General features: G+C 68.2%; 12 protein-coding genes. 5 read left to right on the forward strand and 7 right to left on the reverse strand.

Translation table 11 applies throughout. From position 1 onward, the window contains the following. Nucleotides 1-76 precede the first annotated feature (76 nt). Complete coding sequence (locus tag BQ2383_RS10830) at nucleotides 77-1432, forward strand: flavin monoamine oxidase family protein (protein WP_091033648.1); 1356 nt, start codon at nucleotides 77-79, stop codon at nucleotides 1430-1432. On the opposite strand, the gene BQ2383_RS10835 is transcribed toward BQ2383_RS10830, so the two are convergent. Beyond that, nucleotides 1401-2441, reverse strand: coding sequence for a TIGR00730 family Rossman fold protein (locus BQ2383_RS10835; RefSeq protein ID WP_091034489.1), 1041 nt, complete (start codon nucleotides 2439-2441; stop codon nucleotides 1401-1403). The two genes, BQ2383_RS10830 and BQ2383_RS10835, sit on opposite strands and share 32 nt — an antisense overlap. A gap of 143 nt (nucleotides 2442-2584) precedes the next feature. On the opposite strand from BQ2383_RS10835, the gene BQ2383_RS10840 reads away from it, so the two are divergent. Then, a complete protein-coding gene (locus tag BQ2383_RS10840; protein WP_091033651.1) occupies nucleotides 2585-3088 on the forward strand; it encodes a pyridoxamine 5'-phosphate oxidase family protein in 504 nt (167 codons plus the stop codon). A 35-nt stretch (nucleotides 3089-3123) separates the two neighbouring features. Here the strand turns inward: BQ2383_RS10840 and BQ2383_RS10845 are convergent, their stop codons facing one another. From BQ2383_RS10845 to BQ2383_RS10855, 3 genes are read right to left on the reverse strand one after another with little or no spacing between them, the layout of a single operon-like run. Beyond that, entirely contained in the window at nucleotides 3124-4881 is a 1758-nt protein-coding gene (locus BQ2383_RS10845) for a proline--tRNA ligase (RefSeq protein WP_091033654.1), read from the reverse strand. Between the two features lie 42 nt (nucleotides 4882-4923). Then, nucleotides 4924-5694 (reverse strand): isocitrate lyase/PEP mutase family protein, encoded by a 771-nt coding sequence (locus BQ2383_RS10850; RefSeq protein WP_091033656.1) that lies wholly within the window; start codon nucleotides 5692-5694, stop codon nucleotides 4924-4926. Nucleotides 5695-5742: 48 nt separating this feature from the next. Continuing rightward, the gene (locus tag BQ2383_RS10855; RefSeq protein ID WP_091034491.1) at nucleotides 5743-6798 is read right to left on the reverse strand and encodes a zinc-dependent alcohol dehydrogenase family protein; all 1056 of its coding nucleotides are present in this window, start codon (nucleotides 6796-6798) and stop codon (nucleotides 5743-5745) included. Between the two features lie 107 nt (nucleotides 6799-6905). On the opposite strand from BQ2383_RS10855, the gene BQ2383_RS10860 reads away from it, so the two are divergent. Beyond that, nucleotides 6906-8321: an RNB domain-containing ribonuclease gene (locus BQ2383_RS10860; RefSeq protein WP_091033658.1), complete on the forward strand. Its 1416-nt coding sequence runs from the start codon at nucleotides 6906-6908 to the stop codon at nucleotides 8319-8321. 61 nt (nucleotides 8322-8382) lie between these two features. Here BQ2383_RS10860 and BQ2383_RS10865 read toward each other — a convergent pair whose 3' ends face one another. Beyond that, nucleotides 8383-9252: a hypothetical protein gene (locus BQ2383_RS10865; protein ID WP_091033660.1), complete on the reverse strand. Its 870-nt coding sequence runs from the start codon at nucleotides 9250-9252 to the stop codon at nucleotides 8383-8385. Nucleotides 9253-9267: 15 nt separating this feature from the next. Continuing rightward, nucleotides 9268-10419 carry a flavodoxin-dependent (E)-4-hydroxy-3-methylbut-2-enyl-diphosphate synthase gene (gene ispG / locus BQ2383_RS10870; RefSeq protein ID WP_208617658.1) on the reverse strand — a complete coding sequence of 384 codons (1152 nt, stop codon included), beginning with the start codon at nucleotides 10417-10419 and terminating at the stop codon, nucleotides 9268-9270. Nucleotides 10420-10479: 60 nt separating this feature from the next. Between ispG and BQ2383_RS10875 the strand changes: the two genes are divergently transcribed. Together BQ2383_RS10875 and BQ2383_RS10880 are read left to right on the forward strand one after the other, a co-directional pair. Then, entirely contained in the window at nucleotides 10480-11106 is a 627-nt protein-coding gene (locus BQ2383_RS10875) for a pyroglutamyl-peptidase I (protein ID WP_091033665.1), read from the forward strand. A 171-nt stretch (nucleotides 11107-11277) separates the two neighbouring features. Continuing rightward, nucleotides 11278-13161, forward strand: coding sequence for a chorismate-binding protein (locus BQ2383_RS10880; protein ID WP_091033667.1), 1884 nt, complete (start codon nucleotides 11278-11280; stop codon nucleotides 13159-13161). Nucleotides 13162-13165: 4 nt separating this feature from the next. On the opposite strand, the gene BQ2383_RS10885 is transcribed toward BQ2383_RS10880, so the two are convergent. Continuing rightward, nucleotides 13166-15901: a DUF4135 domain-containing protein gene (locus BQ2383_RS10885; protein ID WP_091033669.1), complete on the reverse strand. Its 2736-nt coding sequence runs from the start codon at nucleotides 15899-15901 to the stop codon at nucleotides 13166-13168.

Consider the following 15901-nt stretch of genomic DNA (forward strand, 5'->3'; position numbering starts at 1 on the left):
GTACCACGATACCCTGTGCCAACCGGCCCCTGCCACGACGGCAACAGTTTTCCGCGCCGGAAGTCGAGGAGGACAGATGGGATCGTTCGACACCATCGTGATCGGTGCGGGAATGTCGGGTGTCACAGCCGCCCGGATGCTCGCCGATGCCGGGCATCAGGTCGTGGTCCTCGAAGGACGCGACCGCATCGGCGGGCGTATGCACACCGACCGGGAAGCGGGGTTTCCCGTGGATCGCGGCGCCTCCTGGATCCATGGGATCGATGGTTCGCCGTTGTGGGATCTCGTCCAGGTGCTCCGGATTCCGACGATCGAGTACACGGTGGGCAGTTTCCAGGTCGGCGGGCGAGCCATCGAGAACTTCGACGGAGAGGGAAGGGCCATGGGCGCCGACGCCACCGCCCAGTGGATCGACGACGTCGACGCGGTCGATCGACTTCTCCTCGACGAGATCGACTCCTCCTCCCCCGACGACACCTATCGGGATGTGACCGAGCGCGCGCTCGATCGTTCCGGCCTCTCCCCGGAGCGCATCGACGACATCCGCGAATTCTTCCGCCACCGGGTCGAGGAGCAGTGCGGAGCCTGGATCGGAGACCTCGACGCCCACGGCCTCGACGAGGACGCGATAGACGGCGACGAGGTGATCTTCCCGCGCGGATACGACGAGGTGCCTCGACGCATCGGCGCCGGTCTCGACATCCGCTTCGAGACGACAGTGACGAAGATCATCCGCTCGACCGGAGGAGTGATCGTCCACGCCGGCGACACGGCGTTCACCGCGGATCGGGTCGTCGTGACGGTGCCGTTGGGAGTGCTCGAGGCAGGGTCGATCGAGTTCGAGCCGGCACTGCCGGATGCCGTGGCCGGTCCTCTCTCACGTCTCGGGATGGGAGTCTTCAACAAGGTGTTCATCCAGTTCGACCAGCGGTTCTGGAACGAGGACAGCTACGTGCTGCGCGCGCTCGGCGAAGCTGGCGAGCACTGGCATTCCTGGTACGACGTGTCCGCCGTCAGCGGGCTGCCGACCCTGCTGACCTTCGCCGCCGGACCGTTCGGGAGGCGCATGCAGGAGCTTCCGGAAGAGGAGGTGGTCGCCGACGTCGTGCGCGCGCTCCGTGCCCTCTACGGCGACGCGGTCGGCGAGCCCCGGGCACACTGGGTCACACACTGGGGCGACGACGAGTTCTCGAACGGCTCATACTCGTACCTCGCGCAGGGGTCGACCCATCACGATCATGATGACCTGGCCGGCCCCGTCGACGGAGTCCTGCACTTCGCGGGTGAGGCCACCTGGGGAGACGAGCCCGCCACTGTCGGTGCGGCCTACTACTCGGGGCAGCGGGCCGCGGAACGGATCCTCGGCCGGGCGATCGACCTCGGCGACTTCGCAGCCGGCATCATCGAGCGGGAGCAGAAGGAAGCGCGTTGATCGCGCCGATCAGCCGGAACAGATTGCCGACCTGACGCTGATCGAGGTGGAGTATCAGCCGCGGTAGCTCCAGCAGGTCGTCGTCGGCGACCTCAGGCTGCCGGGGTGCGGTGCGTTCGATCCGCCCGGAGGAGAGCATCGGGGCGAACTGCTCGTTCAGTGCATCGATCTCGGCATCCGTCGGCTCGGCACGCAGCCGCAGCACGAGCGCATCGCCGACCCATCGCAGCGAGTCGTAGTTGTGCCAGAAACCGGTGATCTCCGCCCGAGCGGCATCCACGGAATCGGTGATCACGACACGATCGAAGTCTCCTTCCGAGATGACTCCGGTCGGGGCGAGGTGGTCGTCGATGAAGCTGCGGAGGCCCTGCCAGAACGTCCCGCCCGGCTGATCCAGGAGCACGATCGGCGTCGGCTCGGCCTTGCCGGTCTGCTGGAGGGTGAGCAGCTCGAACATCTCGTCCAGGGTGCCGAATCCACCGGGCAGGCAGATGAACCCGGCCGATTCCTTGATGAGCATCAGCTTGCGGGTGAAGAAGTACTTCATCGCGACCACGTGATCCTGCCCCGTGACGAGGCCGTTCGCCTTCTCTTCGAACGGCAGGCGGATCGAGACTCCGAGCGAGAGTGCCGGCCCCGCGCCCTCGGAGGCGGCCTGCATGATGCCGGGGCCGGCGCCCGTGACGACCATCCAGCCATCGCCCGCCAGCGCTGCGGCGACATCGCGCGCGGTGAGGTACAGCGGATCGTCCTGCCGGGTGCGGGCCGAACCGAAGACCGTCACCTTGGGGACTCCGCGGAACGGGGCGAACAGACGGAAGGCGTCGCGCATCTCGGCCAGAGCCGCCGAGGCGATCTTCAGATCGAGGCGGTCGGCGCCGTCCTCGCCGAGCAGGATCGCCGTGCGCAGCATCCGCATCACCAGCCGTCGGTCGGCGTGCACCCCGGCCTCGTCGAGGACGGCGTTGATCTCGGCGCTGAGGGATTCGGGCAGTGGTTCGTCGATCATGACACCAGCGTGGCACGCGGCGCCGAGAGCGCGGCCCGCAACGCCGGGCATCGCGTCGACGTCCGACAGTGCGGTGGCGAGCACTGCCCGGCCGCGCTGTCAATGCCCGTGTCCTCCGCCGCCCCGCACGGCACTCTGATGACATGACAGAGATCACAGGACCCGAAGCCCTCGCCCGCGTCGCCGAACTCGTGGAGGACATCGACTTCACGATGCTGACGACGGTGGACGACGACGGCAACCTCGTCAGCCGACCGATGTCGACCCGGCAGATGGACGACGCCGGCGACATCTGGTTCTTCACCGCCGAGGACACGGAGAAGGTCGAGGAGGCCCGACGGCACCACGACGTGGGCCTCGCCTATTGCGACGCCAAGGGCATGCGCTACGTGTCCGTGGCAGGCACGGCCGAGATCGTGCACGACCGCGCGAAGATGGAGGAGCTGTACTCGAGCTCGCTGGAGATCTGGTTCGCGGATGGCCTGGACACGCCGGGCATCGCTCTCCTCCGGGTCACCCCGAAGGTGACGGAGTTCTGGGAGCCGGCGAAGGGCAAGCTCGCAATGGCAGCCGGCGCCCTGAAGTCGCTCGTCACCCGCGACACTCCGGACGACGACATAATGAACCACGGCCACATCGTCTGCTGACGACGCGGCCGTGGACTCTCAGGGAGCGAGGACTCTCAGGAAGCGGAGAGACGCCCCACGACATCTTCCACCGAGACCGTGTCGCGGTCGCCGGTGCGGCGATCCCACAGCTCGACCTGACCGTCGGCCGCCCCGCGTCCGACGATGACGATCTTCGGCACGCCGACGAGTTCGGCGTCACCGAACTTCACGCCGGGCGAGACCTTCGGGCGGTCGTCGTAGAGCACGTCGAGACCAGCGGCCTCGAGCTGTGTGGAGAGTCCCTCTGCCACCTCGAACGCGACCTGGTCCCGGCCGGCGGCGACGACCTGCACGTCGAACGGCGCGACGGAAGCGGGCCAGATCAGGCCCTTCTCGTCGTTGTTCAGCTCGGCGATGATCGCGAGGATGCGGGTCACGCCGATGCCGTACGAGCCCATCGTGACGGTGACGAGCTTGCCGTTCTCGTTCAAGACCTTGAGTCCCAGGGCCTCGGCGTACTTGCGGCCGAGCTGGAAGACGTGACCGATCTCCATGCCCCGGGCGAGCTCGACCGGGCCGGAGCCGTCGGGGGCGGGATCGCCCGCACGCACGTTCGCGATCTCCACGATCCCGTCGGCGGCGAAGTCGCGACCGGCGACCACCGAGTGCGCGTGCTTCTGATCGATGTTCGCGCCGGTGATCCAGCTCGTGCCCTCGCTGACGCGCGGGTCGACCAGATAACGGATGCCGGTGGCCGACTCCTCGCCGAGTACCGCGCCGGTCGGCGACCAGGGGCCGATGTACCCCTTGACCAGCAGTGGATTGTTCTCGAAATCGTCCGCCGTGGCCGTCTCGACCTCGGCGGGCGCGAACGCCACCTCGGCGCGCTTCTCGTCGACCTCGCGGTCACCGGGGACGCCGACGATGACGAGCTCGCGGGTGCCGTCCAGGTGGGTCAGGGCGAGCACCACGTTCTTCAGCGTGTCGGCCGCCGTGTACTCCCCCTCGAGCTCGCGGTTGCTGTGCGCGACCAGCGTCTCGATCGTGGGAGTGTCCGGCGAATCGAAGATCACCGGCGCGGCATTCTCGTCGAACGGGATCGCATCGGGAACCGCGGTGGTGAACGCCTCGACGTTCGCTGCGTATCCGCCCGCGCTGCGCACGAAGGTGTCTTCGCCGACAGGGGTCGGGTGCAGGAACTCCTCGCTGCGGGACCCGCCCATCGCACCGGCATCCGCCTGCACGATGACGTACTCGAGGCCGAGCCGCTGGAAGATGCGCTCGTAGGCATCGCGCTGCGCCTGGTAGCTCACGTCGAGGCCTTCATCCGACGAATCGAACGAGTAGGCGTCCTTCATCGTGAACTCACGGCCACGGAGCAGGCCGGCGCGAGGACGAGCCTCGTCGCGGTACTTGTCCTGGATCTGGTAGATCGTGAGCGGCAGATCCTTGTACGACGAGTACAGGTCCTTCACCAACAGCGTGAACGCCTCTTCATGCGTCGGCGCGAGGAGGTAGTCGCCGCCCTTGCGATCCTGCAGGCGGAAGAGCAGATCGCCGTACTCGTCCCAGCGACCGCTGGCCTCATAGGCCTCTCGCGGCATGAGCGCCGGAAAGTGGACCTCCTGCGCACCCGCTGCCGCCATCTCCTCACGCACGATGGTCTCGATCTTCGACTTCACGCGAAGCCCCAGTGGCAGCCATGCGAAGATGCCGGCGGCCTGCGGGCGGATGTATCCGGCCCGGATCAGCAGCCGGTGGCTGGCGACCTCTGCGCCTGCAGGGTCTTCGCGGAGCGTGCGGAGGAAGAAGTTCGAAAGACGAGTGACCACGGAGCAAGTCTACTGAGCCGTGGCCACTCGTCTTCGACGCCGTCAGTTGAGCGCGGGGAGGTTCGCCGGCACGACGCCACCGGCGTACAGGTCGGCCGCGAGCTCCTGCAGCGCGGTGAGCGCGACCCGCTGCGGAAGCGGACCGTAGGAGATCCGGGCGACGCCGAGCTTCTCGTACTCCGACGCGGCGAGAGCGCCGGGGATCCCGATCACGCTGACCTTGCGCTCTCCGATGCCCTCGACGAGCTGACGGGTGACGTTCATGTCGAGGATGCCGGGGACGAACACGGCGGTCGCCCCAGCGTCGAGGTAGGCCCGCCCACGCTGGATCGCGTCGGCGATGCTCTCCGGCACCGGGCGTGCGCCGGCGCGGACGAAGGCGTCGGTGCGGGCGTTGAGCGCGAACGGAACCCCTTCGGCCTCTGCCGCCTTGACGATCGCCGCGACGGCGGCGACGGATTCGTCCAACGGCTTGAGGCGGTCTTCGACGTTGGCACCCACGACACCGACCCCGATGGCGAGACGCGTGGTCTCGCCCGCGTCGCCGTAGCCGTCGTCGAGGTCGGCCGTGACCGGCACCTGCACGGCAGCGGCGATCCGCCCCACCATGTCGATCATGATCTCGCGCGGGGTCGCGCCGTCGTCGTAGCCGAAGGACGCGGCGATGCCGTGCCCCGCGGTGGCGAGCGCCTTCGTCTCCGGGAGGGCGGCGACCGCCCGCGCGGACACGACATCCCACACGTTCACGACCCGGAGGATCTCCGGAGCGTCATAGAGTCCGACAAGGGTCTGGGCCTTGGATGCAGTCGTCATGATTACACGCTAACGCGGGACACGGACGGTCGGGCCGAGTTCGACGCATCAGGCGTTGAGCACCACCTTGAGCGCCTTGGTCTCCGCCGCACGACTGAACGTGTCGTATGCGCTCTCGATGTCGTCGAGCGCGAACAGATGGCTGACGAAGCCGCTCGGATCGATACGCTGCTCCGCGACGAGTGCGGTCAGCATCCGCGCGGTGTTCGCGTTGACGAGACCCGTCGTGATCGTGAGGTTCTGAATCCACAGCCGGTCGAGTGGGAACTCCACCGGTGCACCGTGAACGCCCACGTTCGCCACATGACCGCCCGGCCGGACCATCTCCACCACCATCTCCCACGTCCGCGGAATTCCCACCGCCTCGATCGCGACGTCGACGCCGAGTCCGTCGGTGAGCGCCATCACCTGTTCGCGCCAGTCGCTGTCCGAGGAGACCACGGCGTGCGTGGCACCGAACTGCAGCGCGAGTTCTGCGCGATTGGCGTCGAGATCGATCGCGATGACTTTGCTCGGCCCGTAGAGCTGAGCCGTCATGACAGCGGCGAGGCCGACCGGCCCGGCGCCGACGACGGCGACGACGTCGCCCGCTTCCACCCCTCCGTATTGCACGCCGATCTCATGCCCGGTGGGCAGGATGTCGCTGAGGAGCACCGCCGTCTCGGGTGCGAGCCCTTCGGGCAACCTGTGCAGGGAGGTCTCCGCGAACGGGACCCTCACCAACTCGGCCTGGGTCCCGTCGATCAAGTGCCCGAGGATCCACCCGATACCCGATGTGCCCTCGGCCGCGAGGCAATGCGATTGCAGACCATCGACACAGAAGTCGCACTTGCCGCACGCACTGATGCACGAGATGATCACCCGGTCCCCGACCGCGAGTCCGGTCACGGCCTCGCCGACCTCGGTGATGACGCCGACTCCCTCATGCCCCAGGATCCGTCCGTCCGCGACGGCGGGGACGTCTCCTTTCAGGATGTGGAGATCCGTGCCGCAGATCGTCGTGCTCTCGATCCGGACGATCGCGTCGGTCGCGACCAGGATCGTCGGATCCGGCACCTCCTCCCACGCCTTCCGACCGGGACCGTGGAAAACAAGTGCCTTCATGAGCTTCTCCTTCATCGAGGATTCCTGGATCCCCTCTAGTAAAATTTTACCATCTGGAACGCCGTAGCGCCCGGGGTGATCGCCGTCGCGCCGCCTAGTGTGGACCCATGCCGCAGCGCCGATCGCATGTCTCTCCGTCCGCCGCTCAGACCGAGCTCGCCGCGGCCCTCGCCGGACTGCGGGAAGCCGCCGACGCGCCGGTCGGATTCCCACCCGCCGTGCTCGCGGAAGCGGAGTGGGCCACGCCGCCCCTGCCGTCGCTGGATCTGCGGGACCTCTCGTTCGCGACTCTGGATCCGGCGGGCTCGAGGGATCTCGATCAGGCGTTCCAGCTGGAGCGCACCGCATCCGGTTACACCGTTCGATACGCGATCGCGGACGTTCCGGCGTTCGTCGTCCCCGGCGGAGCAGTGGACGCCGAAGCTCGTCGTCGTGGGCAGACACTGTACGCGGCGGACGGCAGGATCCCCCTGCATCCGCCCGTGCTGAGCGAGGACCGCGCGTCGCTCCTCGCCGGGCTCGATCGCCCCGCATTGGTATGGACGTTCTTGCTCGACCCCACGGGCGCGGTGACGGATTTCCGGCTCGAGCGGGCACTGATCCGCTCCCGCGCGCAACTCGACTACGTGGGAACGCAGCAGTCGCTCGAGCGGGGCGAAGACGGACCGGCGTCGCTGCTGCCCGAGATCGGCGCCCTCCGCATCGAGCAGGAGCGACTGCGGGGCGGGGCGAGCCTCAACCTGCCAGACGAAGAGGTCGTGCGCGCCCCGGATGGCACGTATGCCATCGAACGCCGCAGCCCCCTCCCCGTCGAGGAGTGGAACGCACAGCTCTCGCTCATGACGGGGATGGCGGCGGCATCACTCATGCTCGACGCCGGCATCGGGATCCTTCGCACGATGCCGGAACCGGATGCCGAGGCCTTCGAAACCTTCCGCCACCAGACCGAGGCCCTCGGGCGCCCGTGGACGACGGGCACGTACGGCGAGTACCTTCGCGAACTCGATCGCCGCGACCCGATCACCCTCCCGGTGCTCGAGGCGGCGGCATCGCTGTTCCGGGGTGCCGGCTATCGCGTGTTCGACGGAGCGCCTCCGAAGGATGCCGTGCAGGCGGCGATTGCGGCCCCGTATGCACACGCGACCGCTCCTCTGCGCCGACTCGTCGACCGTTGGACGCTCACGATCTGCCTCGCCGTTTCGAACGGCGAACCGGTGCCGGAGTGGGTGCGAGGATCGCTCGACGAGCTCCCCACCCTCATGCAGGAATCCGGCCAGCGGGCGTCTCGGTTGAACGCGGCCACGATCAACACCGTCGAGGCTGCACTGCTCACCCCGCTCGTCGGGACGACGATCGATGCGACCGTGATCGAGCTTCGGGGTGAGCGGGCGTCGATCCAGATCGCTGAGCCGGCTGTCACGGCGACAGCGCCGGTTCCCCCCGGTGCGAAGCCGGGCGAGGTCGTGCGGCTTCGCACCGTTCGTGCGGACATCGCCGCCGGAGAGGTGGAGTTCGCTCTCTGAACCCGTCACCGCCACAGCCGCGCGCCCGCGTTCGGGTGCCGACCGAGTTCGTGCGCTGATGTCAGACGGCGGCCGTCGCCGTCGTCGTCATCACGAGCAGCTGGGGGTCGGTCAGATCGAGCGACACCGAGATCGAGGAGAACTCGGACAGCGCCCGCACATGGGTGCCGCCGCACAGGATCACGGCCTCACCTTCCGGGAGCGCGCAGTGCCATCGACGCCGATCGACGATCGTCGGCCCCTCCGTCTCGACCCGACTGGTGGCCCCTGCGGCGATCCACGCGGCGAGCTGCGCGTTGATCCGCTGCTCGCGATCGGCGAGGGTCGCGGCAAAGGTCTCGGTGTCGAAGCCCCCACGGCGAAGGCTCTTGCCGAGACGGTACTCATCCACCGCCCCGTCCTCGTGGATACGACTGGACTGATTGGCGCGCCCCTCGAAGTCGGGATTCCCGAGCGCGTCCTCACCCGGATCCTTTCGCCACAGGTCGGCGACAGCGAGATCCAGGGCAAGAGAGGCGAGGTGGCAGGCTGTGTGACCGCGGCTGAGGCCTGCGCGTCGCGCGGCGTCGACGGTCAGCCGCACGCGCGAGCCGTCGGTCAGCCACGCGGGAGCCGCGCCGTCGATCCGGTGCGCCACGAGCCAGGTCCACCCCTCAGCACCGCGCTTGACGGGGATGTCGCCTCCGACGGCGAACTCGCCCTCGTCGGAGACCGCAGCCATCAGCGCCTCGGTGACCGGTATCGTCACGTCGTCTGAGGAGAGGGTGCCGGTATCACCCGGCTGGTCGGGCCAGGTGTGGTCGACCGGATGGAACGGCGTCGCGTCGACGACGACGACGACCGTCCCGTCAGTGCCGCTCTCGACCCGGGTGACCGTACCGTCCCCGGCGATGGCGCCGCCGGCGAAGGACACGATGGTAGGCGTCGACATGGCTTTCCTCCGCGGTCAGACCGCGACGACCTGAGCGGTGCCGAGGGGTGCTTCCGGGCCCATCTCGGCGGCGATCCGGTTCGCCTCTTCGATCAGGGTCGCGACGATCTCCGCTTCCGGCACGGTCTTGATGACCTCGCCCTTGACGAAGATCTGCCCCTTGCCGTTGCCGGACGCCACGCCGAGGTCGGCCTCGCGAGCTTCTCCGGGACCGTTGACGACGCATCCCATGACGGCGACGCGCAGCGGCACGGTCATGTCCTTGAGCCCCTCGGTGACGTCTTCCGCGAGCGTGTACACGTCGACCTGGGCGCGACCGCATGACGGGCACGACACGATCTCGAGCTTGCGCTCTCGCAGGTTGAGCGACTGCAGGATCTGGTGCCCGACCTTGACCTCTTCGGCCGGCGGAGCAGAGAGGGACACGCGGATGGTGTCACCGATGCCCTCGCCGAGCAGGATGCCGAACGCCGTCGCGCTCTTGATCGTGCCCTGGAAGGCGGGGCCCGCCTCGGTCACGCCGAGATGCAGAGGCCAGTCGCCCCGCTCGGCGAGCTGACGGTAGGCCTTCACCATCACGATCGGGTCGTTGTGCTTGACCGAGATCTTGAAGTCGTGGAAGTCGTGCTCCTCGAACAGCGACGCCTCCCAGACGGCGCTCTCCACGAGCGCCTCGGCGGTCGCCTTGCCGTGCTTGGCGAGGATCCGACGATCCAGCGATCCGGCGTTCACACCGATGCGCAGCGAGACGCCGGCCGCCTTCGCAGCTTCGGCGATCTTGCCGACGTTGCCATCGAACTCGCGGATGTTCCCCGGGTTGACACGAACGGCGCCGCACCCGGCGTCGATCGCGGTGTAGATGTAGCGCGGCTGGAAGTGGATGTCGGCGATCACCGGGATCTGGCTCTTCATCGCGATGATCTTCAGGGCGTCCGCGTCGTCCTGGTGCGGCACGGCGACACGCACGATCTCGCAGCCGGACGCCGTGAGCTCGGCGATCTGCTGCAGCGTCCCGTTGATGTCGGTCGTCTTCGTGGTCGTCATCGACTGCACGCTGACGGGAGCGTTGCCGCCCACGAGCACCTTGCCCACTTTGATCTGCCGAGATTTCCGGCGCGGGGCGAGGACTTCGGGGATCTTCGGCATTCCGAGGTTCACTGCTGGCACCCCCCAAGCCTACGCCGCCAGGATGCAAGAGGGCTGGACGGACGCACCTACGCTGGAGGGATGGCGGTCGTTCTTCTCACGGGCTTCGAGCCCTTCGACGGCGCGGCGCGCAACCCCTCGGCCGATGCCGTGAACACCGTCGCCGCCGACTACGACGGTCCGCACGAGCTCATCGTCGCGACACTGCCGGTCGCATTCGAATCCTCCGCGCGACGCCTCCGCGCGCTGATCGACCGGCACTCCCCCGACGCCGTCATCGCTACCGGGCTCGCCGGCGGACGTCCACAGATCGCGGTGGAGCGCATCGGCGTGAACCTGATGGACGCGCGCATCCCCGACAACGACGGCGCCCAGCCCCTCGATGCGCCCTGCGAACCCGATGGTCCCGCCGCCCGCTTCGCGACGCTTCCGGTCAAGCACCTGGTCCGGGTCCTGACCACACACGGGCTGCCGGCACAGCTCTCGCTGTCGGCGGGTTCCTACGTGTGCAATCACGTGCTCTATACCGCGCTGGGGGCCGTCCCGGACGGCACGGTGACAGGATTCGTCCATCTTCCGTGGTCGACAGGCACCGCCCCGGCGGGTGCCCCGCATCTTGCCGATGAGGAGTTGGCACGTGCGGTGCGCCTGGTCGTGGACCATGCCCTCGACGCTGAGGTCGGGGAGCCCGGCGGAAGCATCTGGTGACGTCATCGCGCCGAAGCCGGCACCGGCGATGTGGTAGTTTCGGCCCCATGCTCGCGAACTTCACCTGGTGGCCCGCCTTCTAGGCGGTGTGTTCGCGTTCCCACGAATCCAGACCGCCTCCCGGGCGGTTTTTTCGTTGCGCCGAGCCGGAGCCTTGCACAGGAGACATCGATGACCCTCTCACGACTCGCCGAGCTCAACGCCGACCCGGCGGCATCCTTCGTCCTGATCGCCCGCGACGGCGCCGACACCGTCGAACTGCTCAGCGGCGATGTGGTGGATGTCGAGCTTCTCGCCGACATCCCGCTCACGATCGACGGCGCCCCCCGCGAGATCTTCGCGATGGTCCCCTATCGTCAGGTGCGCGAACGCGGATTCGTCGCCCAGGACGACGGCGCTCCGCTGCGATGCATCATCGTCGACGAGCATCTCCACCTGCCGACCTCGGAGCTGGTCGCGGCGCTCCCGTCGGATCCCGTCCCCCTGCACGACGACGGGTTCGACATCGCGGATGCGGAGTATGCGGCGATCGTCGAGAAGGTCATCGCGGAGGAGATCGGTCGCGGCGAGGGCGCGAACTTCGTCATCCGGCGCGACTTCACCGCGGACATCGACATGGACGACCGGACGGCGGCGCTGACCTGGTTCCGCGCCCTGCTCACGCACGAACGCGGCGCGTACTGGACGTTCGCCGTCTTCACCCCCGGCCACATCGCCGTCGGCGCGAGCCCCGAGGCGCATGTCGTCGCCCGCGAGGGCGTCGTCACGATGAATCCGATCTCCGGGACGTTCCGTCACCCCGCAGGCGGGGCCACCAAAGAGACCCTGATCGACTTCCTCGCCTCCACCAAGGAGACCGAGGAGCTGTTCATGGTCGTGGATGAAGAGCTGAAGATGATGAGTGCCGTGTGCTCCGACGGTGGACGGATCACCGGTCCGCACCTGAAGGAGATGTCGCGACTCACGCACACCGAGTACATGCTGCGCGGACGCAGCACCCTGGACCCGCGCGACATCCTGCGCGAGACGATGTTCGCACCGACCGTGACCGGGTCCCCGATGCAGAACGCCTGCGCCGTGATCCGACGTCACGAACGGAAGGCTCGCGGATACTACTCGGGCGTCGCCGCACTGTTCACCCCGAACGCGGACGGCGGACACGACCTCGATGCGCCGATCCTGATCCGCACCGTGTACCTGCAGGACGGCGCGCTCAGTGTGCCCGTCGGTGCCACCCTGGTTCGTCACTCCGATCCGCAGGGAGAGGTCTCCGAGACCCATGGAAAGGCCGCAGGGGTGCTGGGTGCGATCGGTGCCATCGACCGGGATCGCGTGGCCGAGGCGCGCAGCGATGCCGATGCACCGGCCGAGGAGCGTGCTCTCGCCGATGATCCCCAGGTCGCCGCGCTGCTCTCTTCACGCAATGCGCGCCTCGCCGAATTCTGGCTGAACCCGCAGGGCGAGGAGTTCACCGGCCCGTTCGTCGGACGCACCGCACTGGTCGTGGACGCGGAAGACCGGTTCACGACCATGCTCGCCCATCAGCTCCGTCACCTCGGTCTCACCGTGACCATCGCCGGATGGAGCGAGGTGCAGGATGCCGACCTCGATGCCGCCGACCTCGTCGTCGCGGGCCCGGGCCCCGGGGATCCCCGGGATCTGCAGAACCGCCGGATCGCCAGGATGCGCGACGTGGTCGCCCGTCGCCTCGATTCAGGAGCCCCGTTGCTGGCGGTGTGCCTCAGCCACCAGATCCTCGCCGACCGACTCGGTGTGGCGCTGACCCCGCTCGACGCCCCGCATCAGGGTCTGCAGAAGTCCGTCCCGGTGTTCGAGGAGAATGCCTCGATCGGCTTCTACAACACGTTCACCGCACGCGTCCTCCCCGAGACGACGACGGTCGGGCCGGCGGAGGTCTCGGCCGACGCCGCCTCCGGCGACGTGTTCGCTCTGCGCGGTGCCCACTTCGCATCCGTACAGGGACATCTCGAGTCGATCCTCTCGCGCGACGGCATCCGCACGCTCGAGCGCCTCGTGTCGCACGCTTTCGCCTGAGCGGTCAGCCGAGCTCGTAGGACAGGGAGGCCAGCCGCACACTGGCTCGGTCGCGGTGCGCCGCGAGATAGAGAAGCTTGCCGGACAGCCCGGTGAACAGCCCGACCCTGCTCGCGTAAGGCGGTTCGGCGACCTCACCGAGCGGATCGCGGATGAGCATCTCGAGCGCCTCACGACGCGTTCGATCGGCATCACGGCGTCCCCACCGGTCGATGTACGGCACTGACTGCTGAACGATCGCACGGCCGAGGCTGCCGTGACAAAGAGACGTCCCCGTGAGAGGAGAACTCACCATCCTCTCGCGCAGTTCATCGATGCCCGACTCATGCCCCACCTGCAACCGTGACTCGATCTGGCCGGTCGCTCCCCAGCACCAGGAACCGGAGAGCGCCTTCTGCGCCTGCTCCCTGTCCCCGGCAGCTTCCGCCTTGGTGAGGAGCGCCTGCTCGAGGTCGAAGCACTCGCTCACGAAGCCACGCACGTCGGGATCGTCGCCCTCAGCGGCAAGAGCGAGCACGATCCCGGACAACCCGTGGGCGAGGCCCGGCTCGGCACGCCCCTTCCTCAGCGTCGCGGCGACGATCTCGACCAGCCGGTCGCGAGCCGCCGAGCCGAGTCGCGACAACGGAGCTGCGCCGCGAATCCTCCCGAGACGCTCTGCAGCGAGCACCACACCGGCGGCGCCGTTGAGATGATCGGGGGAAGCCACGCTCGGAGACAGGCCGTCCAGTGCCGCACACACGACGCCCAGCCGATCGAGCGTCTCCGCGTCATCGCGCAGCCGGGCGGCCTCCCCCAACGCGAGCGCCGCGCCGAGTGGGCCCTCGCCCAGTCCGAGCGAGAGCACTTCATCCGTCGATCGTGCCCGGCTCTCGACGAATCTCTCCAGCGCGCGCAGCAGCGAGGCGCTCGTCAGACGATAGAGATCATCGGCCCGGTGACTCTCCAGGCCCGCAGCACCGGCGGCGAGGACGATCCCCGCCAGTCCGTCGTAGACGCCGTTCCGCGTCACGAAGATCTCGTGGCGACTCGGAGAGTGCTGAATCGACGAGACCCACCACACATGATCGCCCGTCCGCTGCGCGGTCGCACGGAGCCGGTCGACGATCTGCTCGATCATCGGAACCGGGCTCGGCATCCGTCGCACGTCCTGTGGCACGGTCCGGGGTGTCGAGGCCACCGTCCAATCCGGATCCTCGAGGCCCAGCTCGAGACTCCGTCGCAGCAGGTGGGCCTGACCGGGCACCGCGCCCCGGTCCGTGAGGGCGAGGAAGCGCTCGGTCCACAGGCCGAGTACGTCGCGTCCGGTCTCCAGGGCGTTCCCCGTGCCCGACTCGAGGCGACCTCGCCCGACATCGACTTCGAACACGGGCACGCAGCCGTCATCGAGCTGCCGCGCCTCTTCCTGCAGGATCCACGCGACCTCTGCGCTCGAAGGCGAGGCCCCGGCCGTCCGCTCGCCGTGCGGCGCCTTCACCTGGAGCAGACTGACGAACGACGCCGTGGAGCGCGTGAGGATCCGGCACCTCAGTTCGTCCCGGCGTGCGACGGCGGTGATGATGCGCTCCTGCACGTCCGGATCGCTCAGGCGGGCCGACGCGTCGCCGAAGCCCTCCTCGAGATCGGCGACATGATCGGCGAACGGGGCGCGGGTCGAGCCGATGTGGGGCTGACTCCCGAACACCTGAGGCTCGAGCAGCCGCTCGTACGATGTGCGCAGCACTCCGTCTCGGCGCGTGATCCTCCGCACCTGCGCCTGCCGCGCAGGGTCGGCGAACGCACCGAGGGCACTCGCGTCGTACGGATCGGCATCCTCGAAGCGTTTGCCCCAGTTGGGGACGAGGAGCGTCGTGAGGAGGCTGGGGGCGTTTCGGGCGAAGTACCCGTCGTCGGCCGGCGACGAGGAGGACAGCCCGGAACCGAACGCGCACTCCGCGTCGATGACGTACGGCGCACCCCGCGCGCACTTCACGTTCTCGTAGTGGAGGTCCTGCATGCCGAGGGCGCTCGCGACCGCGATCAGTGCACCGAATCGTCGGTAGTAGACGGCACGCTCCCGGTCTGTCTCCACGTTCTCGAAGACGATGTACTCCTGCCAGCCGTGCGTCCCGCGATCGAGAGTCCGCGGGATCCTCGGCGGATCGGGCAGCTCCAGGATGCCGAGGATCTCGTCGATGAGCACATCCGGTGCGAGCGAGCGCGGCTTGTACACCAGCACCGGGCGTCCCTCGGCATAGATGCCGAGGACCGCTCCGCGCGGATGCACGTCTCCGAGGACCTTCAGGTGGCTCACAGAGGCGAGCAACTCCGCTGCCCAGGTTCCCGACGCGAGTTCGGCACGGAGATCGTCGACGAACAGGCGCGCAGCGCGGCGGAAGACGGTTCCGAGCCGCTCCGCTCTCGGAACGAGATCGCCGAGATCCATCAACTCCGCCCAGCGGTGCCCGGACTCGTCGAACTCGTTCCACATCTCACGGCCGTCGTCAGGGATGGAACGTCCACTCACCCGCTCGTACTCATCCTGCGCAGCAAGCGAGAGAAGCGTCGTCGCCTGCGAAACGAACGAGCTCGCGAACGCGCCCACCAATGCGCCCTCCGCAAGGACGTCACATGTGCGCTCGAGCTCGGACAGCTCCTCGCACAGGTCGCTCACCTGCGACCAGATCAGCAGGACGGGCCAGTTATGGCGTTCCGAGTCCCCGATGTCCTCGACCCACGCCGCGGGGGTTGGGCCTGGCAT

Source organism: Microbacterium oxydans, assembly GCF_900095745.1.
GTDB lineage: Bacteria > Actinomycetota > Actinomycetes > Actinomycetales > Microbacteriaceae > Microbacterium > Microbacterium oxydans_B.